General features: G+C 68.1%; 26 protein-coding genes, 1 tRNA gene and 1 other RNA gene. 20 read left to right on the top strand and 8 right to left on the bottom strand.

The annotated features are described in order from the left end of the window. Together ACLBX9_RS16200 and ACLBX9_RS16205 are read left to right on the top strand one after the other, a co-directional pair. Positions 1 to 414, top strand: a 414-nt coding sequence (locus ACLBX9_RS16200; protein ID WP_447719657.1) for a helix-turn-helix domain-containing protein, incomplete at its 5' end; no start/stop codon positions are given. Between the two features lie 406 nt (positions 415 to 820). Next, positions 821 to 973: a hypothetical protein gene (locus ACLBX9_RS16205; protein ID WP_447719658.1), complete on the top strand. Its 153-nt coding sequence runs from the start codon at positions 821 to 823 to the stop codon at positions 971 to 973. Positions 974 to 1,089: 116 nt separating this feature from the next. Here the strand turns inward: ACLBX9_RS16205 and ACLBX9_RS16210 are convergent, their stop codons facing one another. Continuing rightward, positions 1,090 to 1,452: a hypothetical protein gene (locus ACLBX9_RS16210; protein WP_447719659.1), complete on the bottom strand. Its 363-nt coding sequence runs from the start codon at positions 1,450 to 1,452 to the stop codon at positions 1,090 to 1,092. Positions 1,453 to 1,502: 50 nt separating this feature from the next. Next, positions 1,503 to 2,366, bottom strand: coding sequence for a formyltransferase family protein (locus ACLBX9_RS16215; RefSeq protein WP_447719660.1), 864 nt, complete (start codon positions 2,364 to 2,366; stop codon positions 1,503 to 1,505). A 114-nt stretch (positions 2,367 to 2,480) separates the two neighbouring features. On the opposite strand from ACLBX9_RS16215, the gene ACLBX9_RS16220 reads away from it, so the two are divergent. Further along, positions 2,481 to 3,215 carry an SDR family NAD(P)-dependent oxidoreductase gene (locus ACLBX9_RS16220; protein ID WP_447719661.1) on the top strand — a complete coding sequence of 245 codons (735 nt, stop codon included), beginning with the start codon at positions 2,481 to 2,483 and terminating at the stop codon, positions 3,213 to 3,215. A gap of 4 nt (positions 3,216 to 3,219) precedes the next feature. Further along, on the top strand, positions 3,220 to 4,797 hold the full coding sequence (locus ACLBX9_RS16225; protein WP_447719662.1) for a cryptochrome/photolyase family protein: 1,578 nt from the start codon (positions 3,220 to 3,222) through the stop codon (positions 4,795 to 4,797). Here the strand turns inward: ACLBX9_RS16225 and bcsS are convergent. After that, the gene (bcsS, locus tag ACLBX9_RS16230) at positions 4,764 to 5,480 is read right to left on the bottom strand and encodes a cellulose biosynthesis protein BcsS (protein WP_447719663.1); all 717 of its coding nucleotides are present in this window, start codon (positions 5,478 to 5,480) and stop codon (positions 4,764 to 4,766) included. The genes ACLBX9_RS16225 and bcsS overlap by 34 nt on opposite strands. A 303-nt stretch (positions 5,481 to 5,783) precedes the next feature. Between bcsS and ACLBX9_RS16235 the strand changes: the two genes are divergently transcribed. Further along, positions 5,784 to 6,386 (top strand): exopolysaccharide biosynthesis protein, encoded by a 603-nt coding sequence (locus tag ACLBX9_RS16235; protein ID WP_432419893.1) that lies wholly within the window; start codon positions 5,784 to 5,786, stop codon positions 6,384 to 6,386. A 7-nt stretch (positions 6,387 to 6,393) separates the two neighbouring features. On the opposite strand, the gene ldtR is transcribed toward ACLBX9_RS16235, so the two are convergent. Further along, positions 6,394 to 6,906 carry a transcriptional regulator LdtR gene (ldtR, locus tag ACLBX9_RS16240; protein ID WP_010683074.1) on the bottom strand — a complete coding sequence of 171 codons (513 nt, stop codon included), beginning with the start codon at positions 6,904 to 6,906 and terminating at the stop codon, positions 6,394 to 6,396. 161 nt (positions 6,907 to 7,067) lie between these two features. Beyond that, positions 7,068 to 7,508: a DUF6163 family protein gene (locus tag ACLBX9_RS16245; RefSeq protein ID WP_010683075.1), complete on the bottom strand. Its 441-nt coding sequence runs from the start codon at positions 7,506 to 7,508 to the stop codon at positions 7,068 to 7,070. A gap of 229 nt (positions 7,509 to 7,737) precedes the next feature. Here ACLBX9_RS16245 and hemB point away from each other — a divergent pair, with 229 nt between their 5' ends. The 9 genes from hemB (at position 7,738) to ACLBX9_RS16290 (ending at position 16,612) form a co-directional block, all read left to right on the top strand. Beyond that, positions 7,738 to 8,796, top strand: a complete 1,059-nt coding sequence (gene hemB / locus ACLBX9_RS16250) for a porphobilinogen synthase (RefSeq protein WP_010683076.1) — start codon at positions 7,738 to 7,740, stop codon at positions 8,794 to 8,796. Next, complete coding sequence (locus ACLBX9_RS16255; protein ID WP_447719664.1) at positions 8,793 to 9,161, top strand: hypothetical protein; 369 nt, start codon at positions 8,793 to 8,795, stop codon at positions 9,159 to 9,161. Before hemB ends, ACLBX9_RS16255 begins: the two co-directional genes overlap by 4 nt. A gap of 87 nt (positions 9,162 to 9,248) precedes the next feature. Beyond that, positions 9,249 to 9,740: an RDD family protein gene (locus ACLBX9_RS16260; protein ID WP_010683078.1), complete on the top strand. Its 492-nt coding sequence runs from the start codon at positions 9,249 to 9,251 to the stop codon at positions 9,738 to 9,740. A gap of 125 nt (positions 9,741 to 9,865) precedes the next feature. Next, entirely contained in the window at positions 9,866 to 10,612 is a 747-nt protein-coding gene (locus tag ACLBX9_RS16265; protein ID WP_447719665.1) for an arginyltransferase, read from the top strand. A 104-nt stretch (positions 10,613 to 10,716) separates the two neighbouring features. Beyond that, complete coding sequence (gene purB, locus ACLBX9_RS16270) at positions 10,717 to 12,024, top strand: adenylosuccinate lyase (protein ID WP_447719666.1); 1,308 nt, start codon at positions 10,717 to 10,719, stop codon at positions 12,022 to 12,024. Between the two features lie 33 nt (positions 12,025 to 12,057). Continuing rightward, positions 12,058 to 12,936: a D-amino-acid transaminase gene (locus tag ACLBX9_RS16275; RefSeq protein WP_447719667.1), complete on the top strand. Its 879-nt coding sequence runs from the start codon at positions 12,058 to 12,060 to the stop codon at positions 12,934 to 12,936. 279 nt (positions 12,937 to 13,215) lie between these two features. Beyond that, on the top strand, positions 13,216 to 13,485 hold the full coding sequence (locus tag ACLBX9_RS16280; RefSeq protein WP_447719668.1) for a hypothetical protein: 270 nt from the start codon (positions 13,216 to 13,218) through the stop codon (positions 13,483 to 13,485). A gap of 142 nt (positions 13,486 to 13,627) precedes the next feature. Next, on the top strand, positions 13,628 to 14,920 hold the full coding sequence (locus ACLBX9_RS16285; RefSeq protein ID WP_039892720.1) for an adenylosuccinate synthase: 1,293 nt from the start codon (positions 13,628 to 13,630) through the stop codon (positions 14,918 to 14,920). Positions 14,921 to 15,190: 270 nt separating this feature from the next. Continuing rightward, positions 15,191 to 16,612, top strand: a complete 1,422-nt coding sequence (locus ACLBX9_RS16290; protein WP_447719669.1) for a histidine kinase — start codon at positions 15,191 to 15,193, stop codon at positions 16,610 to 16,612. 69 nt (positions 16,613 to 16,681) lie between these two features. On the opposite strand, the gene rpoH is transcribed toward ACLBX9_RS16290, so the two are convergent. Both rpoH and ACLBX9_RS16300 read right to left on the bottom strand, forming a co-directional pair. Beyond that, positions 16,682 to 17,575, bottom strand: coding sequence for an RNA polymerase sigma factor RpoH (rpoH, locus tag ACLBX9_RS16295; protein WP_447719670.1), 894 nt, complete (start codon positions 17,573 to 17,575; stop codon positions 16,682 to 16,684). A gap of 259 nt (positions 17,576 to 17,834) precedes the next feature. Then, positions 17,835 to 18,929: an RluA family pseudouridine synthase gene (locus ACLBX9_RS16300; RefSeq protein ID WP_447719671.1), complete on the bottom strand. Its 1,095-nt coding sequence runs from the start codon at positions 18,927 to 18,929 to the stop codon at positions 17,835 to 17,837. Between ACLBX9_RS16300 and ACLBX9_RS16305 the strand changes: the two genes are divergently transcribed. From ACLBX9_RS16305 to ACLBX9_RS16330, 6 genes are all read left to right on the top strand, one after another. Beyond that, a tRNA-Glu gene (locus ACLBX9_RS16305) sits at positions 18,922 to 18,997 on the top strand. The two genes, ACLBX9_RS16300 and ACLBX9_RS16305, sit on opposite strands and share 8 nt — an antisense overlap. Before the next feature lie 1,290 nt (positions 18,998 to 20,287). Continuing rightward, positions 20,288 to 20,551, top strand: coding sequence for a PilZ domain-containing protein (locus ACLBX9_RS16310; RefSeq protein ID WP_447719672.1), 264 nt, complete (start codon positions 20,288 to 20,290; stop codon positions 20,549 to 20,551). Between the two features lie 885 nt (positions 20,552 to 21,436). Then, positions 21,437 to 21,694 (top strand): hypothetical protein, encoded by a 258-nt coding sequence (locus ACLBX9_RS16315; RefSeq protein ID WP_447719673.1) that lies wholly within the window; start codon positions 21,437 to 21,439, stop codon positions 21,692 to 21,694. A 106-nt stretch (positions 21,695 to 21,800) separates the two neighbouring features. Continuing rightward, entirely contained in the window at positions 21,801 to 22,067 is a 267-nt protein-coding gene (locus ACLBX9_RS16320) for a hypothetical protein (protein WP_010683090.1), read from the top strand. A 1,053-nt stretch (positions 22,068 to 23,120) separates the two neighbouring features. After that, the gene (locus ACLBX9_RS16325) at positions 23,121 to 23,441 is read left to right on the top strand and encodes a Rap1a/Tai family immunity protein (RefSeq protein ID WP_447719674.1); all 321 of its coding nucleotides are present in this window, start codon (positions 23,121 to 23,123) and stop codon (positions 23,439 to 23,441) included. Positions 23,442 to 24,269: 828 nt separating this feature from the next. After that, positions 24,270 to 24,563: a hypothetical protein gene (locus ACLBX9_RS16330; RefSeq protein ID WP_447719675.1), complete on the top strand. Its 294-nt coding sequence runs from the start codon at positions 24,270 to 24,272 to the stop codon at positions 24,561 to 24,563. Positions 24,564 to 24,878: 315 nt separating this feature from the next. On the opposite strand, the gene ssrA is transcribed toward ACLBX9_RS16330, so the two are convergent. Next, positions 24,879 to 25,050: a transfer-messenger RNA gene (gene ssrA / locus ACLBX9_RS16335) on the bottom strand. Positions 25,051 to 25,242: the final 192 nt, after the last annotated feature.

The following is a 25,242-nucleotide window of genomic DNA, read 5'->3' on the forward strand; positions in this document are numbered from 1 at the left end:
AGCCCGAAGCTCACCACCGAGGCCGACCGCACGATCGGCGGCCTGGTCGCCGCGCTGCGCAAGGCTCAGGGTCTCAGCCAGTCCGCGCTGGGTCAGGCGCTGGGCGTCAGCTTCCAGCAGGTCCAGAAGTACGAGAAAGGCCGCAACCGGATCGGGGTCGGCCGGCTGCAGGCGATCGCCGACGTGCTCCACGTGCCGGTGGAGACGTTCTTCGTCGGGCAGGCGGGGTCGGACTCCGAGGAGACGGGGACGCGGACGTTCTTCGAGGACCCGCAGGTCATGGAACTCGTCATGGCGTTCACCAGCATCGCCGACGAGACCACTCGGGCCAGCGTCCTGTCCATCGTCAAGATGGCAGCGACGCTTCGGAACGGAAGCCCCGATCCGGCGCCCGCGAACCGTTCCCTGGCTTGAACCGCGACGCGCCGTAGGTCGGTGGCGGGTCGTCCCCCTATCATCGGAACGCGTCTCCCGTGCCGCATCATAAGGATCGGCTTCGGGCAGGCCGCATTCGCGGGCAGTCGGTCGGAATGCGCAGGCGACCGCAGTTTATCAAATGATGGGTTGACACCGCGCTGCAACCGAACGCCTAGTGAAACATTCTCGCACAGGTGCTCGCAAAAGTTGTGAGTGCCGGATGGTGGGACACCGGGTGGTGTCCGTTCACATACCTCTTGCAGGTCCGGAAGTTCGTTTCGTGCCCTTTGAGCGGTCGCGTGCCTATGTCCGAACCTATACGGTCCGGAGCGCGCGGATGACCGAAAATCGAGATGGGGCCCGTAAAATCCTGCAACGCATCGCCGACGCCCTCGGAACAGACGTGGCGACCCTCTCAGACCGGCGCGCAGGCGACAGTCCCCTGCACGAGACGCTCGACCTGCTGGCAGCCTTCGACCGCGTCACTGACCGTCAGGATCGACGCGCTTGCGTCGATTACGTCCGCTCGCTCGCCGGGCGGCAGCAGCGGAACTGACGGAACACACGCGCACCGCCAGACATGATCACGCCATCACCGGGTCTGAGCCCGCAACGCCGTCAGCGTCGAGGCGCGGCCGCGTCTCGGGACCACAACCGACGCACTTCAGGGCACTACCGATCCAGGATTCGCACGACAGCTCTCGTCGCAGGGTCGACAACCACGATCTTGTCGCCGGGTGCCACGAAGTAGCCAAAGCGGCGCAGGCGCGGGTTGGGCGCTTCTGTGAAGGGGGCCAGCGCCACGTCGGCCGGCACGATGCTGCCGGGGCGCAGTGGAATCGATCCGACGATCGGCCCGGGTCCGACCGGACGGCGTACGATATAGTCGCGCACCACGACGTCGTCGTCGGGACCGAAATCGTCGGGTTCCACGATGACGGCTTGCGCCAGGGCGGAGCCGGTGAACAGCGCGGCGAACCCGAGGGCTGCGGCGAGACTTGCGCGTTTCGACATGTCGGGCTCCAGGACGTCCAAGGCCGCCGGAAACACCGCCGCGCCCGGATCGGTTCCCGGATCCGCTTCGATCAGCGCCCGATCTGCCCCACCTCCGTCAGAGCGACGGGCGACCAGCGCGTGATCTGAACATATCCGTCCAGGGCGGCGATCACGACGTGCCGGCGATGGCGATGCACGACGGCGCCGGGACTGTGCTGGTGACGCTCCCGCCAACCATTGGCCTCCGACACGAACACCCGGGCGTCGCCGAGTCGTGCGATGGTCTCGACGGTCCCGAAGGCCCGCACACGCCTCAGGATGGTGTCGACCTCCTGCCGGAAGTCCAGGGTCCGATCGGCATCGCTGGCGCGCGGCCAGTATGACCCGTCGCCCTGCGGCTCGGCCCGCCGCCATCGGCTGGGCAGATCCCGCCCGAGCGGCCCCGCAGCGAGGCGTCTCGCCGCCATCTGGCACTTCGCCAGGAGCGTCTCGTGGTCCTCCTGCGGGCTCAGCGCGAACATGTCCTGGGCCAGAAGGTGCCCCGTATCGAATCCGTCAGCGAGGACATGGGCGCTGACCCCCCAGGTCTCGTAGCGGTCGAGCACGGCACGGAACAGTGGGTAGGGGCCGCGCCCGATCGGGAGCGGCGAGGGGTGGATGTTGAGGCCGTAGGCAGCCCGTCCGCGCCAGCCCCGGATCAGCCAGGGGTAGCCTGCCACCACCAAGGCCCAGTCCTTGCCGTGCTCCGCCTGAAGCGCCTCGATGTCGCGCTCGCGCATCCGCGACAGCTGGATCGGCAACCGGAGTGCGCGTGCCCGGGCGACGATGACCTCGTTGTGGTCGTAGATCCCGTCGCAGGGCCGGGTGAACAGCTTCACCGGCGTCCAGCCGGCATCCAGCAGTCCCTCGAAGACGCCGCCCAGGAAATCGATTCCGGCGAACGCGAACTTCATGCTTGCCGCCTGCGACCTTGTGGACGTGGAGGGCAGGGGCCTGCCGCCTGCCCGCCGGCGCCACCGGCCTTACCTTGATCGGGTGCGAAAGGGTAGCGGCGGGGGACGTTCCACGTGCGACGGGTGATCATCTACGGTGGGACCGGCGGCATCGGCCTCGCGACCGCGCGGGCGCTGCGGAGCCGGGGCTATGCCCTGCACCTCGTCGCGAGAGATGCCGGGCGTCTGGCCCGGGCTGCCGAAGAGCTGGGCGAGACCACGTTCACCGCCGGCGACGTCACGGAGGCCGATCTTTTCCCGATGGCGACCGAGGCAGCGGGTTCGGAACTCGCCGGGCTCGTCTACGCGGTCGGCACGATCAACCTGCGCCCGCTGGGCCGCCTGACTCCGGGGGACGTCGAGAGCGACTTCCGGATCAACGCGCTGGGGGCCTTCATGGCCGTGCAGGCCGCCGCGAGCGCGCTCAAGGCCGGTGCCGGCGCGGCCGGCGCCGGCGTCGTGCTGTTCTCCACCGTCGCGGTGGCGCAGGGCTTCGCCGCCCACGCCTCGGTGGCGATGGCCAAGGGGGCCATCGAGGGTCTCGCCCTGTCGCTTGCCGCCGAACTCGCCCCGCATGTTCGGGTCAACGTGGCGGCGCCCTCGCTGACCCGCACGCCGCTCGCCGCCGCGATCACCGGCAACGAGACGCTGGTTCAGGGCATCGCCGCCATGCACGCCCTCCAGAGGCTCGGACGGCCGGAGGATGTCGGCGCGCTCGCGGCCTTCCTGATCTCCGACGAGGCGGCCTGGATCACCGGCCAGGTGATCGGCGTTGATGGCGGCCGTTCATCCCTGCGCACGAAGGGCTGACGCGATGCCGGCCAAACCGCGGGTGCTGCGCTTCATCCTCGGTGACCAGCTCACCCGGCGGATCTCCAGCCTGGGCGATATCGATCCCGAGCACGACATCGTGCTGATGGTCGAGGTCCGGAACGAGGCGACCTACGTCCGTCACCACAAGCAGAAGATCGCATTCCTGTTCGCTGCCATGCGGCACTTCGCGGCCGAACTGGACGGCGAGGGGATCACGGTCGCGTATGTCCGTCTGACGGATCCGGACAACACGCATAGCTTCACCGGCGAGCTGGAGCGGGCGGTCGCGCGGTATCGACCCGACCGGGTGGTAGTCACGGAACCCGGCGAGTGGCGGGTCTGGCAGATGATGCAGGACTGGCGCGAGACCTTGTCGGCGACCGTGGAGATTCGCTCGGACAACCGCTTCCTCTGCCCCCGGGAGGAATTCTCACGCTGGGCGGCAGACCGCCATCATCTCCGGATGGAAACCTTCTACCGCGGCATGCGCCGCCGCACGGGCTTCCTGATGGAGGCCGGCGAGCCCGAGGGCGGCCGCTGGAACTTCGATGCCGAGAACCGGAAGCGCCTGCCCAAGGGGCACCGGCCGCCCGATCGGATCGGCTTCCAGCCGGACGCCCTGACCCGGGAGGTCATCGCCCTGGTGAATGAGGAGTTCGACGGGCATTTCGGCGATCTCGCCGGATTCTCCTGGCCGGTCACCCGGGCCGATGCCCTCGCGGCCCTCCGGCACTTCATCGACCACTGCCTCCCGACATTCGGCGACTTCCAGGACGCGATGAAGACCGGCGCGCCGTTCCTGTATCACGCGCTCCTGTCGCCGGCGCTCAATGCGGGGCTCCTCACGGCGGAGGAGGTCTGCCAGGCCGCCGAGCGTGCCTATCGCGAGGGCGCGGCGCCGCTCAACTGCGCCGAAGGGTTCATCCGGCAGATCCTCGGCTGGCGGGAATACGTCCGTGGCGTCTACTGGGCGCGGATGCCGGACTATCGGGAGACCAATGCCCTCAAGGCCGGGCGCGACCTGCCGTGGTTCTACTGGTCGGGCGAGACCGCGCTCAACTGCATCGCGCAGGTCGTGGCGGATACCCGCGCCCATGCCTACGCGCACCACATCCAGCGTCTGATGGTGACCGGAAATTTTGCGCTGATCGCGGGACTGGATCCGGCCCAGGTCGAGGAATGGTACCTGATCGTTTTCGCCGACGCCTACGAGTGGGTGGAATTGCCCAACGTGCACGGCATGGTGCTGTGGGCCGACGGCGGCGTGATGGGCTCGAAGCCCTACGCGGCGTCGGGGGCCTACATCGACCGGATGTCCGATTACTGCGCCGGGTGTGCCTATGACGTGAAGCTCAAGTCGGGGCCCGACGCCTGCCCGTTCAACTATCTCTACTGGAACTTCCTCATTGAGAACGAGGATCGGCTCGTGGGCAACCAGCGGATGGCCATGCCTTACCGGACCCTGCGCGGCATGGGTGACACGCGGCGGGCGGAGATCCGCAGCGACGCCGCCACGTTCCTGGACTCGCTCGCGGGACAGCGGACTCACCAGGGCGTCCAAGCGGAGAGCGACACGTAGGGGGCGGCCGTGCGCCGGCCGCTCTCCGTCTGCAAACCGACGGATATGCGGGCGCTGAAGCGGCAGATGTCGAAGTCGGTGCCGTGGAGTCCGAGGGCCCACTTCCGGTAGCCGGTGGCGTCGCCATAAGCGCCCGCCTCGGGACCGAGATAGGCCCCCCAGAGCCGGTAACCCCAGGCCACCCGAACCCATAGGCTGTCGCGCGCCGACCCCGCGACGGCGCTCCCCTGGACAAGCGTCGCCTCACTGGGACGCGCCCAGATCTCGCCCTGCAGGCGCAGGCCGGGGTGGGGCGATGAAGGTATGAAGCCTTTCACGCCGACCAGCATGTCGGCTGTGACCTCGGGACCCGCATAGGCGGCGATCACGCCCCAGTCGAAGAACCATTGATACCCGAAGACGGCGGCCGAGCCCGCCGTATAGCGTTGGCGCGAAGCTTCGGTGACACGCTCGACGCGTCGCCCGCCGCCGACACTCGCCAGGGCGACGAAGCCGTCGCGATCCAGCGAGTCGAGGCCCAGTTTGGCCCCCAGGGTCAGGAACTGGGCCGCGCCGGCGTCGAGGCTGCCGAACAGCAGGGCATCGACCTCCCCAGCAGAGACGGCTTCGTTGACGGATGCGCCGGCGATAGCCTCGATCGCGATGAAGGTCGCAAGTCTCCAGATTTGGTAACGGATTGCCAAGAGATGCGCGACTCCGCTTCTACGTGGAAGGCAGGATCGCAGATTTTCTCCGGGCAATCAGCGCGTTTTAATTCATTGCTAACCAAAAAAATCTTCCGGTTTCATGGATCGTGGCGTGTCGTGGCGTACCTGATCGGATCGCGAGGCGTTTTTACTTGAGATTATCTTTGGATTTTGATCGTAACCTCAGGTGCTTCGACGGTCTCGCGGTGGCCGCAGCGCGCTGTCGCAAGCCTGCCGTGCTTGGCGTGCCAGATGTTCTCGTTTAGAGCCCCCGGCAGGACAGCGAAGGTTGGCGGATCCTTGACCTCCGGTGCACGAACGTCGGACGTCCTCACGGTGCTGGCGAGCCAGGAGGGTGATCGCCTCACCGTGGGGGACATCGTCGCGGTCCTGCGGGATCGTGCCTTCGCGCTGCTCGTCGTGCTGCTCGGCTTGCCGAACTGCCTGCCGATGCCGCCCCCGATCCCGCTCATCTGCGGCCTGCTGCTGCTGCTCGTCGCGATCCAGATTGCGGCCGGGATGTCGGCGCCGTGGCTGCCGCGGATGCTGCTCGGCCGTTCCATCGCCCTGACGGATGTCCGCCGGGCCGTGACCCGCGCGGTGCCGATCCTGCGGCGGCTGGAGCGCTGGTCGCGCCCCCGTGTCAGCGTGTTCGAAACCGCGCTCGGCATGCGCGGGATGGGAATCGCCCTCCTGGCTCTCTCTCTGGCGCTGATCGTGGCCGCGCCGATCGTGGGCCAGATTCCGCTCGGGCTTGCGGTCTGTCTCGTGGGTCTCGGACTCGTCGAGCGGGACGGGCTCGTGGTGATCGGCGGACTCGTGATCGGCCTGTTCGGCGTCGCCATCAATGCCGGCTTCGCCTATGCGGTGATCGCCGGGATCGCGGGGCTCTTGAACCTCTGAGCGGCGTTCAGAGGCGGTAGCGGATCTGGTCGGTCCAGAAGCGCTCGAGGCGGCCCAGGGCCTGATTGAGCCGACCGAAATCGTCGTCCGAGATGCCGCCGATCGGCGCGATCGTCCGGGCATGCTTGTCGTAGAGGCCCTGGATGATCTCGTGCACCTGGCGGCCCTTGTCGGTCAGGCTGATTCGCACCGAGCGGCGGTCCGTCTTCGAGCGGGCGTGATGCAGGTACCCGGCCTCGACGAGTTTCTTGACGTTGTAGGAGACGTTCGAGCCGAGGTAGTAGCCCTTGGTCCGCAGCTCGCTCGCGGTGAGCTCCTTGTCGCCGATGTTGTAGAGCAGGAGCGCCTGCACGCTGTTGACGTCCTCGCGGCCGCGCCGCTCGAACTCGTCCTTGATCACGTCGAGGAGCCTGCGGTGCAGACGCTCCACCAAGTGGAGCGCTTCGAGGTAGGAGCCTTTTGCGGCTGAGGCCTCTTCGAGGGTCTCGACGTTCGCGGTTCGGGCGCTCTGGGTCTTCATCTCTGCCTCGCCATCCGATGCTGCCGTCTCCGTACAATGCGGGGCGGCTGATGTTGGTGAAGCTACGGCTCGGGAATGAAAGGCGATTTAAGCGACAGGATGAATTCGCGATTTACTCTTCGCGGTAAAGACAAACTGAAGCGAAGATGAGAAGAGTTCGTTCACCGTGCTTCCTGCGCTGCCAACCAGGACAGCAGGAAGTACAGCGCGACGACGCAGATCCCGAATACGAGGAGCGGTACCGGCATCGGCAGGAGTTGTGGTGTGAGGACCGCGAGCGTCAGCGCGGAAGTCACGGCCAGCAGCCAGATCACGCCGCCCCACGCGCTGGTCAGCCACAGCCCGATGGCGGCCGCCGCGTCGATGACGGCGAAGTACACGATCGCCGCTTGCCGGCCGAACGGTTCGACCTCGAACGGCCGGGATCCCGGCAGCACGTCGAGGATGGTCGCCCAGGCCAAGACGCTCTTCAGCAGCCACACCAGGGCGGTGAGCCGCATGAACCAGATGAGCACCGTGTCCCAGGTGCCGGGAGCCGGGCCCTGGACGCGCTCGATCCGGTCGGATGGGATCTCGCCGGGCCGCGGGCCCTTGCGCCGCATCGGAAGGTAGCCGGGCACTAAGTCGCGCTCATGGGAAGGACGATCCAGGTCACAGGCAGAAGCCGGGATCCCGATCCGGGCCCCAGGGTCGCGCCGGTTTGAAGCGGTTCCGCCCCGTCACGTCAACGGTCGGGTTTCGCCGCGCCCGCCCGGTGTGCTAGTTGGAGAGCTCCGGCGCCCGGCGCCGCGCGATCCGCGGCGACCGCCGCGCGAACGGTAGCGAACCCGCATGTCAGACACCTTGCCAGAGCCGCGCCCCATCGCCCGGGAGGCCGCCCGCGAGGGCGCCCGCGTCGAGGGCCTGAAGATCACTCAGCGCCCGCGCCGCAACCGCAAGGCCGAGTGGTCGCGCCGGCTGGTCCGCGAGCACACGCTCACGGTGGACGACCTGATCTGGCCGATGTTCGTGATCGAGGGCGAGGGCCGCAGGGAGCCGATCACCTCCATGCCGGGCGTCGAGCGGCTCTCGGTGGACGAGATCGTGCGCGATGCGGAGCGCGCGGCGCGGCTGGGCATCCCGGCCGTGGCGTTCTTCCCCTTCACCGAGGTCGCCCTGCGCGATCCGACCGGGTCGGAGGCGCTCAACGCCAACAACCTCGTCTGCCGCGCGGTGCGCGCCGTGAAGCGGGCGGTGCCCGAGGTCGGGATCATGACCGACGTGGCGCTGGACCCCTACACCAGCCACGGCCACGACGGCCTGATGAGGGACGGCGCGATCCTCAACGACGAGACGGTGGCGGTCCTCGTCGAGCAGAGCCTGATCCAGGCGGAGGCCGGGACCGACATCATCGCGCCCTCCGACATGATGGACGGACGCGTCGGTGCGATCCGTGCCGGCCTCGACAAGGCCGGTTTCCTCGACGTGCAGATCATGGCCTACGCGGCGAAGTACGCCAGCGCGTTCTACGGACCTTTCCGGGACGCGATCGGCACCAAGGCGGCCCTCGTCGGCGACAAGCGGACCTACCAGATGGATCCGGGCAACTCGGCCGAGGCGCTGCGCGAGGTCCGCCTCGACCTCGACGAGGGCGCCGACTCGGTGATGGTGAAGCCGGGACTGCCCTATCTCGACATCATCCGCCGCGTGCGGGACGAGTTCCAAGTGCCGACCTTCGCCTATCAGGTCTCTGGCGAGTACGCGATGATCGAGGCCGCCGCCCGCAACGGCTGGCTCGACGGCGACCGCGCCATGGTCGAGGCCCTGCTCGCCTTCAAGCGCGCCGGGGCCGACGGCGTCCTGACCTACCATGCTCCCCGGGTCGCCGAGCGTCTGCGCAGACAGCCGTGAGGCCAATCCACCGCTGGCTCCTGGCGGCGGCGGTGACGGCGGGGTTCCTGGGAGGTCTCGGCGCTTGCCAGGACACGCTGCGGCGGGAGCGGGTCGCCACCTGCCGTCGCGCCCTCCCGGCCGTGGCGCCGCAGGCGGATGTCCGCCTCCTGCGGGCGGCGCCAGGTCCGGCGGCCAACACGGTGCGGGTCGACTACGCCGATGGCGATAGGCAGCGCTGGCTGACCTGTCGCTTCGATGCCGGGGCGACGCTCGTCGCCCTCGCCGCCGAGGGTTCCAACCTGTCTGGGCCCTCGCTGTACATGCTCAAGCGCTTCTACCTCGACACGCCGGACGCCGCCGCCGCCGATCCCGCCCGGCGCTGAAGACCCCGGCGGGCCGGCATCCCCTTGCGGGCGCCGCCAGAGGCCCCCACCTCTGCGACCGCAGCCTCGCTTGCAGGACGCGACACCATGCAGAACACCCAACCCGGTTACGCGCAGCAGCGCTTCGACATGCCCGGCTACGCGTCCGCGCTGCCGGTCCCGTTCGTGCGCGCGAGCCTCGGCGGCCGTACGGTCGCCTACCTCCTCGACATCCTGTTCATCTTCGGCTTCACCGTGCTGCTGACGCTGATGATCACGGTGGTGGGCGTCGTGACGTTCGGTCTCGGCTGGACCTTGTTCGCGATCCTGCCCGCGAGCGGCATCATCTACAGCGCCATCACGGTGGGCGGCCCGCGGCAGAGCACGATCGGCCAGCGGCTGATGGGCCTGCGCACCGTCGCGCCCGAGAGTGGCGCGCGGGTTGACATCATCACGGCGGCCGTCCACGCGCTGCTGTTCTACGTCGCGATCTCGACCTTCCTGCTCTGGTGCGTCGACATCGCCTTCGGCATCATGCGGTCGGACCGGCGGCTCGGACACGACCTGCTGCTCGGCCTCGCGGTCGTGCACGCCCGCTGAGGCGTTCAGTCACGCGTTGAAAATCGCGCGCGGGGTGACGCCGGGGCATTGAGCGCGGGCGCGCCGCCTGTACACTGGCATGCCGCGGCCGAAAGGATTGAGCCGGCCCAGGGTCAAACAAACGCGTGACCAGCCATCCCCGCGATACGCCGCAATTCTACCTCACCGCGCCCTCGCCGTGCCCCTACCTTCCGGGCCAGGAGGAGCGGAAGGTCTTCACCCATCTGGTCGGGCGCCGGGCCCGCGACCTCAACGAGATCCTCACGCAGGGCGGCTTCCGCCGCTCGCAGACCATCGCGTATCGCCCCGCCTGCGAGACGTGCCGCGCCTGCGTCTCCGTGCGCGTCGTCGTGGACGAGTTCGTGCCGAGCGCCAGTCAGCGCCGCATCCTGGCGCGCAACGAGGACTGGATCGGGACGCCGGAGCCGAACCGGCCAGCCTCCGAGCAGTACGCGCTCTTCCGCCGCTACCTGGACGCCCGTCACGGCGATGGTGGCATGGTCGACATGACGGTGCTCGACTACGCCATGATGGTCGAGGACAGCCACGTAGATACGCACCTCGTGTCCTATCGGCGGCACGGGCCGGACTCGGCGATCACCGGGCGCGGCGCCGGTCCGCCGCTGGCCTTCTGCCTGACGGATGTCCTCGCGGACGGTCTGTCGATGGTCTACTCGTTCTACGATCCGGGCGAAGCCGGCCGCTCCCCGGGGACCTTCATGATCCTCGACCACATCCGCCGGGCCCGGCAGCTCGGGCTGCCGTACCTGTATCTCGGCTACTGGGTCGAGGGCTCGCGCAAGATGGATTACAAGTCCCGCTTCCGGCCGCAGGAACGGCTCATGGGCCAGGGCTGGGTGCGGGCCGACTGAGGCGGGGTACACCCTGTCGCACGGGCATGGCCGTTGCGCATTGAGCCGCCGGGTCGACGCATGCTACCGGCCTCGCACGCAGTTCAGCCCGTGCCGAGGCCCCGATGATCCCCCGCTACAGCCGCCCCGCGATGACGGCGATCTGGTCGCCCGAGAGCCGGTTCCGGATCTGGTTCGAGATCGAGGCGCACGCCACCACGGCGCTGGCCGAGATCGGCGTGGTGCCGAAAGCGGCCGCCGAGACGGTCTGGGCCAAGGGCAAGGATGCGGTCTTCGATGTCGCCCGCATCGACGCGATCGAGGCGGTGACCAAGCACGACGTCATCGCCTTCCTCACGCACCTCAGCGAGATCGTCGGCCCCGAGGCGCGCTTCGTCCACCAGGGCATGACCTCGTCGGACGTCCTCGACACCTGCCTCAACGTGCAGCTCGTCCGTGCCGCCGACATCCTGATCGCAGACGTCGACGCGCTGCTCGGCGCCCTGAAGAATCGGGCCTTCGAGCACAAGCTCACGCCCATGATCGGGCGCTCGCACGGGATCCATGCCGAGCCGGTGACCTTCGGGCTGAAGCTCGCCCAGGCCTACGCCGAGTTCGAGCGCAACCGCGGCCGCCTGGTCGCCGCGCGGGAAGAGATCGCCACCTGCGCGATCTCGGGGGCTGTCGGCACCTTCGCCAACATCGACCCGCGCGTCGAGCAGTACGTCGCCGAGCAGATGGGCCTGACGCCCGAGCCGGTCTCCACGCAGGTCATCCCGCGCGACCGGCACGCGATGTTCTTCGCGACCCTGGGCGTCGTCGCCTCATCCCTGGAGCGGCTGGCCATCGAGATCCGGCACCTTCAGCGCACCGAGGTGCTGGAGGCGGAGGAGTTCTTCTCCGAGGGCCAGAAGGGCTCTTCGGCCATGCCGCACAAGCGCAACCCGGTGCTTACCGAGAACATCACGGGCCTCGCCCGCATGGTCCGCGGCTACGTCACGCCGGCGCTTGAGAACGTCGCACTCTGGCACGAGCGCGACATCTCGCACTCGTCCGTGGAACGGATGATCGGGCCCGACGCCACCGTGACCCTCGATTTCGCGCTGGCCCGCATGACCGGCGTCATCGAGAAGCTGCTGGTCTACCCGGCCAACATGCAGAAGAATCTCGACCGGCTCGGCGGCCTCGTCCACTCGCAGCGGGTGCTCCTGGCACTGACCCAGGCGGGCGTCTCGCGCGAGGATTCGTACCGTCTGGTCCAGCGCAACGCGATGCCGGTTTGGCGCGGGGAGGGGGACTTCCTGGCGCTGCTCAAGGCCGACCCCGAGGTGACCGCAGCGCTGTCACCGGAGCAGATCGAGGAGTGCTTCGATCTCGGCTACCACTTCAAGCACGTGGATACGATCTTCGCGCGGGTCTTCGGCGCGGCCTGAACCCTCGCCGCACGATTCCTGCTTGGGCCCGCGATGAACACAGGAAGGCAATCCGTGACCGCTTCCCGCATCGTCTACCTCAACGGCGAATTCCTCCCCTACGAGGAGGCGCGCGTGCCGATCATGGACCGCGGATTCCTGTTCGCGGATGGGATCTACGAGGTCTCGGCGATCCTCGACGGCAAGCTCGTCGACAACGCCGCCCACCTCGCGCGCCTCGACCGGTCGCTCGGCGAGATCGGCATCCGCAATCCGCACGATGCGGTTGGCTGGGAGCGCCTCCAGACCGAACTCGTTGCCCGCAATGGCGTGACCGAGGGGCTCGTCTACATGCAGGTGACCCGCGGCGTCGCCGAGCGCGACTTCGCCTTCCCGAAAGGCGACGTCGCTCCCACGGTCATGATGTTCACGCAGGCCAAGACCGTGTTGGCCAATCCTCTGGCCGAGACCGGCGCCCGCGTGATCACCGTCGAGGACCTGCGCTGGAAGCGCCGGGACATCAAGTCGGTGGCGCTCCTCGCCCAGGTGCTCGCCAAGCAGCAGGCGGCCGAGGCCGGCGTCGCCGAGGCCTGGATGGTCGAGGACGGGGCGGTGACGGAGGGCTCGTCCTCCACGGCGTTCATCGTCAGCCGCGACCGCGTGCTGGTGACCCGGCCGCTCTCGACCGCATTGCTGCCGGGCATCACCCGGGCCTCGGTGCTGCGCCTCGCCCAGGAATCGGACCTGCGAATCGAGGAGCGCCTGATACCGGTCGATGAAGCCTACGCGGCGCAGGAGGCGTTCTACTCGAGCGCCTCGGCCTTCGTGATGCCGGTGGTGGAGATCGACGGGCGCAGGATCGGCGAGGGCCGACCGGGTCCGATCACCCGGCGCATGCGCGAATTGTATGTCGAGGCGGCGCGCCGGGGTTGAGGAATCCTGCAGGCGTCTGAGCGGTTTCCGGCTTGCGGGAGATCCGTGCCGCTTCACTGCTGCTGTGCGGGAAAAGGGCGGTGCAAAAGGAAGCTCAACCTTTTCCCGGACGCGTGCAGCGTCAGCGGACGGCGACCGGGGATCCAGCGCACGATTCGCCGCGAGAGCGGCAGCCTTTGCAACCTTTGCCCGCGCTTTCGAACCGGACCGGCGCAGGAACGGATCCGATCGCCGGCTGTTCCCTCCCGAATTCGTGTTCCGAACCGGGGGAGGCCCGTCGTGCCGACTAAACTCCTGCTCGCCGCGCTCGCGGCAACCGCGCTGGCGGTGCCCGCCTGTGCCCAGACCTCCGACAAGACGCCGCCTTTGACGCAGGCTTCGCCGAAGGACCAGTCGCTGAGCGACAAGCTCCAGCAGAACGACGGGGTCATCAAGCCGCCGGACTCCGGCACGACCGGCACCGTGGTGAAACCGGATCAGTCCGGCTCCATGCCGGTGATCAAGCCGCAGGAACTACCCGGCCGGGCGCCCGGCACCGAAGCGAAATAGCCGCCTCGCGCCGGCCGAAGGGCGGCATTGCGGGCGGATTGCTTGATTTCGCTGCCCGGATCGCGGAAACGGCTCACGACGTACGCCGCCTGCACCCGTGGGCGTCGGCGTCCCGGTTTCCGTCGCGGGTAAGCAGGCAGGCATGGCCAACGTCGTCGTTGTGGGCGCCCAGTGGGGCGACGAGGGCAAGGGCAAGATCGTCGACTGGCTCTCCGAGCAGGCCGACATCGTCGTCCGCTTCCAGGGCGGACACAATGCCGGTCACACGCTCGTCATCGATGGGAAGACCTACAAGCTCGCGCTGCTGCCCTCGGGCGTCGTGCGCGGCGGCAAGCTTTCGGTGATCGGCAACGGCGTCGTGGTCGACCCGTGGCACCTCGTCGACGAGATCGAGCGCATCAAGGCGCAGGGCGTCGACGTCTCGCCCGAATCCCTGCGGATCGCCGATAACGCCACGCTGATCCTGCCGCTCCACCGCGAGCTCGATCATTTCCGCGAGACCGCCAATGCGGGCCTCAAGATCGGCACCACCAAGCGGGGCATCGGCCCGGCTTACGAGGATAAGGTCGGTCGCCGGGCGATCCGCGTCGTCGACCTCGCCGACCCTGACGCGCTGCCCGCCAAGATCGAGCGGGTGCTCACCCACCACAACGCCCTGCGGCGCGGCCTCGGGATCGACGAGGTGAACGCCGAGGCGCTGCTCGCCGAACTCAAGGCCATCGCCCCGAAGATCCTGCCCTTCGCCGACACCGTCTGGGCGCTGCTCGACGAGGAGCGCAGGGCCGGAAAGCGGATCCTGTTCGAGGGCGCGCAGGGCGCGCTCCTCGACGTCGATCACGGCACCTATCCCTTCGTCACCTCCTCCAACATCGTGGCGGCGCAGGCCGCGACGGGATCCGGCCTCGGCCCGGGGGCGATCGGCTACGTGCTGGGCATCGCCAAGGCCTACACCACCCGGGTGGGTGAGGGGCCGTTCCCTACGGAGCTGTTCGACGAGATCGGCGAGACCATCGGCAGCCGCGGACGCGAATTCGGCGTCAATACCGGCCGCAAGCGCCGCTGCGGCTGGTTCGACGCCGTGCTTGTGCGCCAGACGGTGCGAACCTCCGGCATCCACGGCATCGCGCTCACCAAGCTCGACATCCTCGACGGCTTCGAAGAGATCCGCGTCTGCACCGGCTACAAGCTGGACGGCGAGACCATCGATCACCTGCCGGCGAGCCAGGCCGCCCAGGCTCGGGTCGAGCCGATCTACGAGGTGATCCCCGGTTGGTCCGAGACGACCGCGGGCGCGCGCTCCTGGGCCGATCTGCCGGCGCAGGCGATAAAGTACGTCCGCCGGATCGAGGAGTTGATCGGCGCACCGGTGGCACTGTTGTCGACCTCACCGGAGCGCGACGACACCATCCTCATGCACAACCCCTTCGAGGATTGACGCCGCGCGCGCTATCCCGTTGACGACACATCGTCTTGACCCATCCGCCCATATCCAGCCCGCACAAGCTTGATCTAGAAGGGGGATGCGGCCGGGCTCGCCCATGCGCCGTCATCAGGACGATCACCGGAAGGCTACGGCTCCGGACGGTGGACCAATGACATCATCGGCCGATGGCTGTGACCGACCCGACCGGGCGAACGCAGCCCTCGGTCTCCGGCCGCCGACCGGTCAGGCCGGACGGCGGTCGAAGGGGCGGACCAGGGCACGATGGCCGATTACTACCCTCTTCTGGCACGCGCGCTCGATGCGCTGCCCGATCGCACGCCTGCCTTGCGCAAGGCGGTTTACGACCGCGCGCGCAATGCCCTGATCGGCCAGCTCCGCTCGCTCGATCCGCCGCTTTCGGAAGCCGATATCGACCTTGAGCGGCGTGCCCTCGATGCGGCCATCGAGCGCCTCGAGGTGGATTACGGTGGCCTGCCCGCACCCGCCAACGACGCCGCGAACGGCGCTGAGCCGCCCAAGCCGCCAGTCAGCCCGGCCGCCGAAATCCCCGAGCCGTCACCGCCCGAGGAGCTCCCACCGCCCGAGCCGGTCCTGCCGGCGGCCAAATCGCCTTTCGAGCCGCCGCGCACGCCTGACCCGAAGTCCGAGCCAGCCGTCGATGCGCGCCCGGGGCCGGAGCCGGAACCCCGCGAGGCGACGATACCCATCGCGCCCCGCCGTCCCGGCCCTGTTCCGGCCGCGCCACCCGTTGAGCCGGAGGCGCCCGGCGCCATGCCGGCTCCCGACGATACCGACCTCGCCGGTTCGACGGAGGCCGGCAACGGGCGGCAGCGGCCGCGCATCGAGGTAGTGCCGCCGCGCACCGGCCGTTCGCGCATGCTGCGCAACGTCTTTGTCGGCAGCATGCTGGCGGTGGTGATCGGCCTGATCGCGGTGGCGGCGTTCCTCCTCCGTGACCGGCCGCAGATCCTGCCGTCGACCGGAACCGAGACCGCCGACACGCAGCAGCCCGAGGGGGAGACCAAGTTCGGAGACCGCGTCGGCGGCGATGCGGCGCCGGCTCCGAAAGCCGCACCGCGCCCAGAGGGCAGTGCGCCCCCGAGAGCCGCCGCTGCGCCGTCCGATCCGAGCATAGCGGTCGCCCAGCGCGCCGAGCTGATCGAGGAGACGGCCGGGGCCGATGGCGGGCAGCCGACGAGCAGCCCGGGGCGGGTGACGTGGCGCCTGGACACGGTGAACGGCGAGCAGGGACAGCCGCTCCAGAACGCCGTGGTGGCGACGGTGACCATTCCTGATGCGGGGCTCACGCTGGTCATGACAATCCAGCGCAATCTCGATGCGACGCTTCCGGCCTCGCATACGGTCAGCCTGGCCTTCAGCCAGACCGGCGGCACGGATCCGGTCCGCACCGTTCAGGATGTCGGGTTGCTGCAGGCGAAGGATGAGCAGAACGCTCGCGGATCGCCGGTCTCGGGACTCCCGGTCCGCGTCCGCGACAACCTGTTCCTGATCGGCTTGTCGTCCCTGCAGAACGACGTGGAGCGCAACACGGACCTCCTGCTCCACAGGAACTGGTTCGACTTGGCCCTGCGCTACACGAACGGCCGCCGGGCGGTCTTGACCTTCGAGAAGGGCTCCGCAGGCGCCCAGGTGATGCAGAGCGCCTTCGACGCGTGGCAGTAACCGAAGCAGAGACCGCCCCCAAGACCGACCGCCCGCAGGCCGACGCGCGAATGCGCGCCGGTCCCGCGTTCAGCGGGCCTCGATTCCGGCCCGCGGCAGCTCGCGGCTGGCGATGTTGCGCTTGACCGCTTCCTGAACCTTCTCGAAGGCCCGCACCTCGATCTGCCGGACGCGTTCGCGGGATACCCCGAACTCACCGGAGAGGTCTTCGAGGGTGATCGGATCTTCCGCCAGGCGGCGAGCCTCGAAGATGCGGCGTTCCCGCGGGTTCAGCACGCTCAACGCGTCCCGCAAGGCGGAGAGGCGATTCTGGCCCTCCTGCTCGCGCGCCAGCACGGTCTCCTGGCTCGGCGCGTTGTCGACGAGCCAGTCCTGCCACTCGCCCTCGCCCTCTTCGCGCAGGGGTGCGTTGAGCGACGTGTCGCCGGACAGGCGCCGGTTCATGTCGATGACGTCCTGCTCCGGCACGCCGAGCCGCGTGGCGATCTGCTTCACCTGATCGGGCTTGAGGTCGCCCTCGTCGAGTGCCGAGATCCGACCCTTGGCTTTGCGCAGGTTGAAGAACAGCTTCTTCTGATTCGCTGTGGTGCCCATCTTCACGAGGGACCACGAGCGCAGGATATACTCCTGGATCGCGGCCTTGATCCACCACATGGCATAGGTGGCCAGCCGGAAGCCCTTGTCGGGATCGAAGCGCTTGACCGCCTGCATGAGTCCGACGTTGCCCTCGGAAACGACCTCGCCGATCGGCAGTCCGTAACCGCGGTAGCCCATGGCGATCTTGGCGACGAGGCGCAGATGCGACGTCACGAGGCGATGCGCCGCCTCGCGGTCGCCGGCGTCGCGCCAGCTCTTCGCGAGGGTGAACTCCTCCGTGGGTTCCAGCATCGGAAACTTGCGGATCTCATCGAGGTAGCGCGAGAGGCCACCTTCGTTGGCGAGCACGGGAAGCGTACCGGCCATGGCATTCTCCTGGACCTAGGTCCCCCTGACGGGCGGACGCGACGGGCAACAGTGCCGTCCACTCGGGCCGCTCTTGAGCCGACCCTGCCGGCCACCCATGTCATACAGGTAAGCCAGTTGAGCCGGTAGCGATCGAGGACACTCACGTCGTCTTAAACGCGCCACCGGCCGAATAGGTCGTACCATGTCACGAAGTGACGCGGTCCGCGGTGACCTTTCGCACGCGTTCAGGCCTCGGTTACAGCCGGCGGCCGACCATTCAGCCCGCCTGCAAAGCTGCGATCAGCGCGGCCATGTCGGCGGGGATGGAGCTCTCGAAGCGGAGCGTTTCACCGGTGCGAGGATGGCTGAACCCGAGCAGTTCCGCGTGGAGGGCCTGCCGGCCTAGCGTCGCCAGCGCGGCCCGCGCCGTCGGTGTGAGCCGCGCGGCCTTGGTGCGGAAGGCGCCGCCGTAGACGGCATCGCCGAGCAACGGATGGCCGCGATGGGCGAGATGAACGCGGATCTGGTGCGTCCGGCCGGTCTCCAATCGGCACCGCACCAAGCTGGCTTCCGGGTAAGCCTCCGTCACGCTGTAATGGGTGACCGCGTGGCGACCGGCCTCATCGGAGACGACCGCAATCTTCTCGCGTTGATAGCGGGAGCGCGCCAAGTTGGCACGTATGCTGCCGGACCGAGGTTGCGGCAGCCCCCAGACGAGCGCCGCGTAGGCCCGTTCCAGGGGACCAGTGCGGCCATGGTCGGCGAACTGGGCGGTCAATCCCTGGTGTGCCGTATCGTTCTTCGCGACGACGATGAGGCCGCTCGTGTCCTTGTCGAGGCGGTGGACAATGCCGGGTCGCCGAACACCGCCGATCCCCGACAGGCTGGCCCCGCAATGGGCGATGAGCGCGTTGACCAGGGTGCCGCTCTCGTGGCCGGGCGCCGGATGAACGACCAAGCCGGCCGGCTTGTCGATGACGATGAGGTCGTCATCCTCATAGACGATCGGCAGTTCCGCAGGCTCGGCGGCCGGAGCGGCGGGCGCTGGCGGCGGCACGCTCAGCGCGATCCGGGCTCCCGCCCCGATCTTCAGGGCCGGATCGCGAACCGGAATGCCGTCGCGCTGGACCCGTCCCTCGCGGACGAGGCTCTGCAATCGCGCACGGGAGAGATCCGGGAACAGCGCGACCAGGGCGCGGTCGAGCCGCGCGCCCCCCTCTTCCACGATCCCGAAGCGTTCTTCGGCGTCCCTGTCCACCCTGACCTCTGCACGCACGCGATCTGACCCGGCGAAGCGGATTTCCCCGCGAAGGCCCTTGCTCCTCCGGCGGGTCGTGGCTATAGCACCCCCGCGCCGCCGGAAAGCTCCCATCGTCTAGCGGTCTAGGACGTCGCCCTCTCACGGCGAAAACAGGGGTTCGATTCCCCTTGGGAGCGCCACCGGCGCATTTTTTTCAAGCTTTGACACTGTCCAGGCGCAAGTGAGACCCGGACCCCCTTTGCGGTGGGTCCGCCGTGCCGCTTAACGAAGCGCCTCACGGCCTTGTCGACGAACCCTCCGCGCTGCGCTTCCCAGGTACACGGCTTTACCTCCTCCAGCGTCTGGCGGCCGGTGACATCCATGAGCTCATGCGGCAGGCAGCCTCGTTCCGCGAGGCGCGCAGCAGTTGCTTTGCGCAGTCGCTGCGCCGATCGATCCGACGACCCGGTCTGAGCGCATCAGTCGCTGCGCTCTCGGATCACCGGCCAAACGAAGCGCGGACGCTGCCGTGCCGATCCGCTTCGGCATCCGACCGTCGCGCACCATCTCGTCGAGCTTGGACGGGCTGACGCCGACATGGCCAGCCGCTCCGTTGCGGCGCAGCCCGCGGCGCTTCTCTCCGGGGCGGCCCGGATCCTGGCCAGCAAGGCCAGGTGCATGAAAAAGGCGTTCTGCGCCTCCCTGGAGGTACTCGCGCCGCGGCGTCTGGCGTTAGACGATCCGCAGACGATAGCCTCGGCGGCGGCGACGGGACGCTTGCGAGGGCAACCGAACCCGCAACCAGTCCTCACCGTCGTCAGTCTGCGGCGGGACGCCGGCGAAGATGCGGATCGTCCCTGGCCCCAGGCGAGCCACAGGCTGACGCGTGCCGTGCTCATATCGCCCTCGCGACGTCGTTCTAACGCCGGCGCCGGCGGCTGCCAGCGGATCGGGACGGCCCTGGAACAGCTCCGTGCCCGGATGCCCGGCTCGCCCGAAGGCAACCATCTCGAACCAGTCGCGGAAGCCATCGTCTCGCGTGGACGCATCCACGTCGCAGATTCTTGGACTGCAGGCGCTGCCCCGACGAACGGCCCTTAGCGGGATGTCGCTCTGGTTATGCGCGACCTTTTCACGCCGCGCTCACACGGCCGGCGTCGGTGTCTTGTTCGCATGCCGGTGATGAGCAGCAAGAGCTTGCCCGTCCGGGCGTGACTCTTCCGGTCAGCCCGGATCGTCGGCGCCGTGGTGTCCTTGAGGATCGGGACGGCCGAGCGGGAACTGCAGCCGTGGGTGATCAAAATTGCTTCCCTCCGTCGGAGTGAAAACCTGCCATTCTTGAAGACGCTGTGCGCCTGCTCTGGTGGATTTCGTTTCTTCAGCTCCCAAAAAAATCCTGGTTACTGCAAGACGTCGATGATCGATTTATGGAATCATTAGACGGTGTTTTTATATTTTAGAACCCACAGGCAGTCGCCGTGGAGGTATTGGTGGTCGATCTGAGGAGGCAGTGGCGCGTCGCGACTAGTGCGATGGTCGAGATAGTGCCGACATGCGGGCCGCCGATACCATGCAAGTTGGCGGATCTATCCGCGAACGGAGCGCGGCTGCATGTGAACAGCGTCCTCGGCATCCCTGATGTTTTCCAGATCAGGTTCATGACGACCGACGAAATACTATCGGCGCGCGTCGTCTGGAGGCGACCGAATCAAATCGGATTGGTTTTTGCTCCAGACACTGCGCTCGCGAGCTGACGTCACCACAGAACCACCGGTCTGGTCGGTCAGACGCGGACGCTTCCGTTTGCGAGGGCGGCTTGCCCGGTTTCGGCGACCATGGCGCAGCGGTCACGCATCGGGTCGTCCGGGCTTCGCCGCGGAAGGCTTGCTCCGCCGTCGGCCGCATGAGGCCGCCGACGACGGCCACAGGCGTGTCGAGCGCAGGCCAGGTCAAGCCGAGCGTCCGCCCATCCGTCCGCGCCCCCTCCGTCTTGGCGAAGAAGGTGAGCACGCGCCGGTCGTGCTTCGCTGCGCGCCCTTTCCCACGCGTGATGGTTCGGGTCGGCCATGGCGCTCCTCGGCTTGATACGGAGAGGCTGGAGGGGACCGCTCGAGATCACCGCATCGAGCGGTCCGTCCGCTGCCTGTTCGTCGCCGGTCGCCTTCTGCGGCCGGATCCATGGGACGTGGGCGAGCCGTGCCCTGACGTCGGCCGCGGCGATCGCGAGCGGCGCCAGCTCCCGACGGGTGTCGGCAAAAGGGACGATCGCGGCATCGGCAGCGCGAGCCGGCCGGCGTCGATCAGATGGTCGGTCAGCGGCGGCGTCACGGCCGGCTTCTCGCCGCCGGACGAGGCCATGGCCCGGTGCTCTTGCGCTGGGCCATTTTCGGCAAGCGACATCAGGGGCGTCTCGACGGCGTCGTCGTAGGCCAAGCGCGCTGCGGTCAGCGCGAACGAGTCGAGCCGCTTCGATCCGCCCAGGTTCAAGGCGGGCATGCTCCTACCGTCGTGTCCAGCGCTGGTTCTGTGGTGAGGGACCTGCGGGCACGGCCCGTGGCGGAGCGGCGTGAGATTTGACGCCGGTCAAAGACGCGGCTTCGGGCCGTTGAGAGCATCGGATCCTCAGCGAGGATCGAGTCATGAGCCCGAATGATCTCATCGGCCCAGCCTGCGCGGCCGCAGTCTTCACGCTTGGCGGCTATGCTGTCGTGGACGCCAATCGCAAGCACGCGGATGCGATCAATCAAGTTCTTTGGACCGTCTTATGTATCTGCGCCTCGTTGGTTCTCCTGGGTGGGCTCGCACAGATCCCGCCGAGAAGCGCACAGGAAGCCCGCGGCTTTCAGAAGACCGCTGATCAACCGCCGCTGGTCTTCGCACGCGGCAGCATCGATTAGGATCGTTATTGCGTCGGCTCCCATCGCCGCTCTCCGGGACGAGCGCGGCGAGCGGCCGCTGAAGCCGATCGGCGCTCATGCCGTTGATGATGCGATGTCTGATCCGATGGTCCCGTTGATCTCGGCTGCTGCGTTCGTCGGCGTGGGATGGCTGATCATCCATGCCGGGCGCCAGTACGATGACGCGATCCGGCATACGCTGACTGTCTTCGCGCTGGTGATCGGGCTGCTGGTGACGATCGGCGTCACCGCGAAGCTGCGATCCATGATGGGCGTCGGCCGGATGTCCCACCGGATCGAGGCGCGGTCGCAGGCCGAGCGCGAAAGCCCGGTCCGCGCGGTGCGAAAGCTCGATGCAGGACTCAACCCTTAGCGCGGCGCGTCGATGCTGCGGCTCCCGATGCTGTGTCCGTGAGCATGTGAGCCCGGGTGAGGACTGAGCCGCGGCTACGGAGAGGCGCCACGCGTACGGGGACCGTCACCGTGCGCATGGCCCTCGTCCGCTGGTTGGCGAGGAGCGCGAGGGCCAAGCCGGCCATAATCGCGACGGCGTAGGCGGCGAAGAGCGCGCTGGAGATGGCTGAGGCACCCATTACGCCGCTGCCATGCCCGCGATCGCTATCGCGATCTGCCAAGTGACCCACAGCATGAACCCGATCCAGCCTATCGTCGCGAGGCCGCCGATGGCCAAGCATGAGATCACCAGATGATCTCGGCCGGGTCGGGTGTCCCGCTCCTGGATCCGCATCGTCTCAATCTGACCAATCATCGTGCCCGCCTCCGACCCGCAGACCAGTTCTGCGCAAGTTGCGAGCCGGATCAGATCTGCTTTTAGGGCGCGCGGACGTGTCGCTACACACACGCAAACGGGGGACGCGGCGGCGACGCTCCGAAGCCTGGACGGGCTGTGTGCGTTGGCGCTCGTCGCGGCGCCCTACGATGCGGCGTCCCGCGCGCGAGCACCGTCCCGATCAAGCGCCGCGATCCTCCTGGCTGCGTCGCCGATTGCGCCGAACGGCAGGCCCAGCGGACGCCAGCAGCGCCGGCTCGCTGCGGGGAGACGGGACCGCGCAGGTAAGGCCGGCTCTCTCGTACGCCGCACCACCTCGGCGCCGCGGCTTCGGCCGGGGCGCCATTCGTTTCCGGTGCCGGCCGGCTTAAGCCGCCGCGGCGCGCCTTCGAATTTTGGACGCACATCTTAGCCCCGCCGGCGCAGCTGCGCGGGGCTTTTTTGTAGTCCTCGGTCGCGGTAATTCTGCATTGGATCTGGCGCCCAATCCCCCCTCAGGGCACCGATCTGGGAAAGCCCGCCCGGTCCGCCGCGGCGGGCTTTTTCGGGCGCGCCGGTCACGGAACAGTTACCGCAACAGTTGCGCGTCGCACGCCATCAGCTGCCCCGCAGATGGGGGCGTGCTACAGCAGAGCTATGAAGCCACTGGCCGCCGTTCTCGCTCTCGCTCTCCTCACGACCCCAGTCGACGCCAAAAATTTGGATGGCGAGAGGCTGCACGAGATGTGCGCGTCTCCTGACCTCAGCCTATACGTCGCCTACTATGCGGCAGGTTTGGCCCAGGGCGCGGCGCTGGCAAAACAAAATAATTTCTGCATTCCGACAACTGTGAACATGCAGCAGATGGCAGACGTCGCCTGCAAGTTCGTCGCTCTCAGCCAAAATACTTGGCAGCACTCTGCCGGAACTGTTGTGGCGAACTCCTTCAGCAATACTTGGCCCTGCCCGAAGCGTTGACGGGATCATCGAGACTGCTGTCGCCCACGCGGCCGGACAAGCAGGGACCCGCGTGACGGCGCGCGACGTGACCGGCGGCAGCGGCAGGCGCGGTGTAGTCGGGTCCTTCCAGTAGAAGCGCCGCTGATCGCGGGCCATGGCTTCGGCAATATCTTCAGCAGCCGCTGCAAATCCCGCCGATCGTCTTTTTCATCCTAGCCTCCGAAGCGCCTTGGCGCTGCATGAACGCTTTCCGCTCCCGGATCCGGGCTCGCTCGGCCGGAGATCCTTCTTCCTGGGACTCCGTGCTGGCGGGACGGGCTGGATCGGCTTTCGACTGATCGACAGTCGCAGGTGTGGGCTGCCGGTGCGCGGGAGCGGCGACAGCCGGGGTGACTAGGAGCGCCATCACGAGGGCGGATCGGATCATCGGGCTTCCTCCGGTACGAGAGCGGAAGATAGCATGCAGAGTGAATAGGATTGATGATCCGCGAACACGCCGCGCAAGGCGGTCCATGCGGCGGTATGGAACGCCCGCTCTTCGACAGAGCAACGCCGGCCAAGAACAGGGTCGGTCCTGGTGCGGGTCCGCCCTCGCAATCGCATCCAAGAGCGCCCGCTCGCCGCGACGGGCTTTGTCGTGACCGGTCCCGACCCGGGACGATCACGGCCGGGACGCCGCCACCGGCCGCTAACCCGCCGCGGTCATCCTGTCTCTGAGCCGCGTTGCGTATCGGCTCGGCTCACACGCTGGTGAGATCGGACGCTCCCCCGCCCCGTGAACAGATCGGGGCGGGGCCGAGCGGCTGATGTGCGTTTCCGCAAACAATCGGCCGCACCCCGCCCGCCATGTCAGACCCCCCGCCGGCCGTCGCCTGGGGGCGCGATCCAATCGAGCGCCTGTCCGAGCACGCCCTGCCGTGCCGGTATCACGCGCCGACCGACTGGGCGGCGATCCGGACGAACGCCCTGACCTTCATCGAACGGCACGGCGCTGAGGCGCACCGACTCGGCTGGACCGCGCCCGAGCTGTTCGGCGTGAACCCGTCGAGCGGGGCACTGCGCGGCGATTCCGACGGCGTGTTGATCCTGGGACCCGGCGCGACCAAGACGGTTACCGCCGATCGAATCGGCTTCGGCTAGATGGCCGGCTATCACGCCACCGCGCGCCAGACGCCGACGTGCCGGTGTGGGCCTTCGCGGCTCGGGGACGCTGACCATCACCCGCAGGCTCGGCCGCGTGCGCCGATAGGCGGGCCCCGAGGCCGAAGCCTCGGGTTCTGTTGCTAGGCGTGCCCACGCCCCGGAAGATTACGCCGCGAGGCGCATCTCCATGCCGACGTTGTCGTTGGCATTTAGAGTTTTGGTCAGGTGCTCGGAACGGGGGTTGCCCGCGCCGAACCGGTCGAGTCCTTACCGAAAGCCGCATCTTACCCTGCCGGAGCAGGACAGAACTCGCGATCCCTTTACCGCCCAGTCGAACCTGTTTCGCCCCCAGCAGAAGCACCCTGGCAGCGAGCTGTCCGCAACGCCGGACGCTCGCCCTGTCCCCGTGCGGTATCCGGGGCAGGATGCTTCTGGTGGAGGCGCCGGGTACCGCCCCCGGGTCCTGAAGCGTTATTATGAACCGGTCATCAACCTCGCGGCCACCTTACCCCGAAAGCGACGCTCTGGTCCACCGGTTACATGCGGGGCTGCGCCCCGGGGGGTGATCGAGAAGCCGAGCTTCCTCCGCGGGCACCCAGCGCAACGCCGCTCGACACGGGTAAGCTTCGCTTTCAGGAAGCGCGTCCCCTTGGAACGAAGCCGGGTCCGGCCTTCG

The sequence above is a fragment of the Methylobacterium sp. A49B genome (assembly GCF_053346215.1).

Excerpts from the sequence above, each read along its gene's own strand:
- ACLBX9_RS16260 (WP_010683078.1), top strand. The coding sequence starts at position 9,249 with ATGCAGAACACCCAACCCGGTTACGCGCAGCAGCGCTTCGACATGCCC.
- ACLBX9_RS16300 (WP_447719671.1), bottom strand. The coding sequence starts at position 18,929 with ATGGGAGCTTTCCGGCGGCGCGGGGGTGCTATAGCCACGACCCGCCGG.
- ACLBX9_RS16320 (WP_010683090.1), top strand. The coding sequence starts at position 21,801 with ATGGTCCCGTTGATCTCGGCTGCTGCGTTCGTCGGCGTGGGATGGCTG.
- rpoH (WP_447719670.1), bottom strand. The coding sequence starts at position 17,575 with ATGGCCGGTACGCTTCCCGTGCTCGCCAACGAAGGTGGCCTCTCGCGC.
- purB (WP_447719666.1), top strand. The coding sequence starts at position 10,717 with ATGATCCCCCGCTACAGCCGCCCCGCGATGACGGCGATCTGGTCGCCC.
- ACLBX9_RS16215 (WP_447719660.1), bottom strand. The coding sequence starts at position 2,366 with ATGAAGTTCGCGTTCGCCGGAATCGATTTCCTGGGCGGCGTCTTCGAG.
- ACLBX9_RS16275 (WP_447719667.1), top strand. The coding sequence starts at position 12,058 with ATGAACACAGGAAGGCAATCCGTGACCGCTTCCCGCATCGTCTACCTC.
- ACLBX9_RS16330 (WP_447719675.1), top strand. The coding sequence starts at position 24,270 with ATGTCAGACCCCCCGCCGGCCGTCGCCTGGGGGCGCGATCCAATCGAG.
- ldtR (WP_010683074.1), bottom strand. The coding sequence starts at position 6,906 with ATGAAGACCCAGAGCGCCCGAACCGCGAACGTCGAGACCCTCGAAGAG.
- ACLBX9_RS16315 (WP_447719673.1), top strand. The coding sequence starts at position 21,437 with ATGAGCCCGAATGATCTCATCGGCCCAGCCTGCGCGGCCGCAGTCTTC.
- ACLBX9_RS16325 (WP_447719674.1), top strand. The coding sequence starts at position 23,121 with ATGAAGCCACTGGCCGCCGTTCTCGCTCTCGCTCTCCTCACGACCCCA.
- ACLBX9_RS16290 (WP_447719669.1), top strand. The coding sequence starts at position 15,191 with ATGGCCGATTACTACCCTCTTCTGGCACGCGCGCTCGATGCGCTGCCC.
- hemB (WP_010683076.1), top strand. The coding sequence starts at position 7,738 with ATGTCAGACACCTTGCCAGAGCCGCGCCCCATCGCCCGGGAGGCCGCC.
- ACLBX9_RS16245 (WP_010683075.1), bottom strand. The coding sequence starts at position 7,508 with ATGCGGCGCAAGGGCCCGCGGCCCGGCGAGATCCCATCCGACCGGATC.
- ACLBX9_RS16285 (WP_039892720.1), top strand. The coding sequence starts at position 13,628 with ATGGCCAACGTCGTCGTTGTGGGCGCCCAGTGGGGCGACGAGGGCAAG.
- ACLBX9_RS16225 (WP_447719662.1), top strand. The coding sequence starts at position 3,220 with ATGCCGGCCAAACCGCGGGTGCTGCGCTTCATCCTCGGTGACCAGCTC.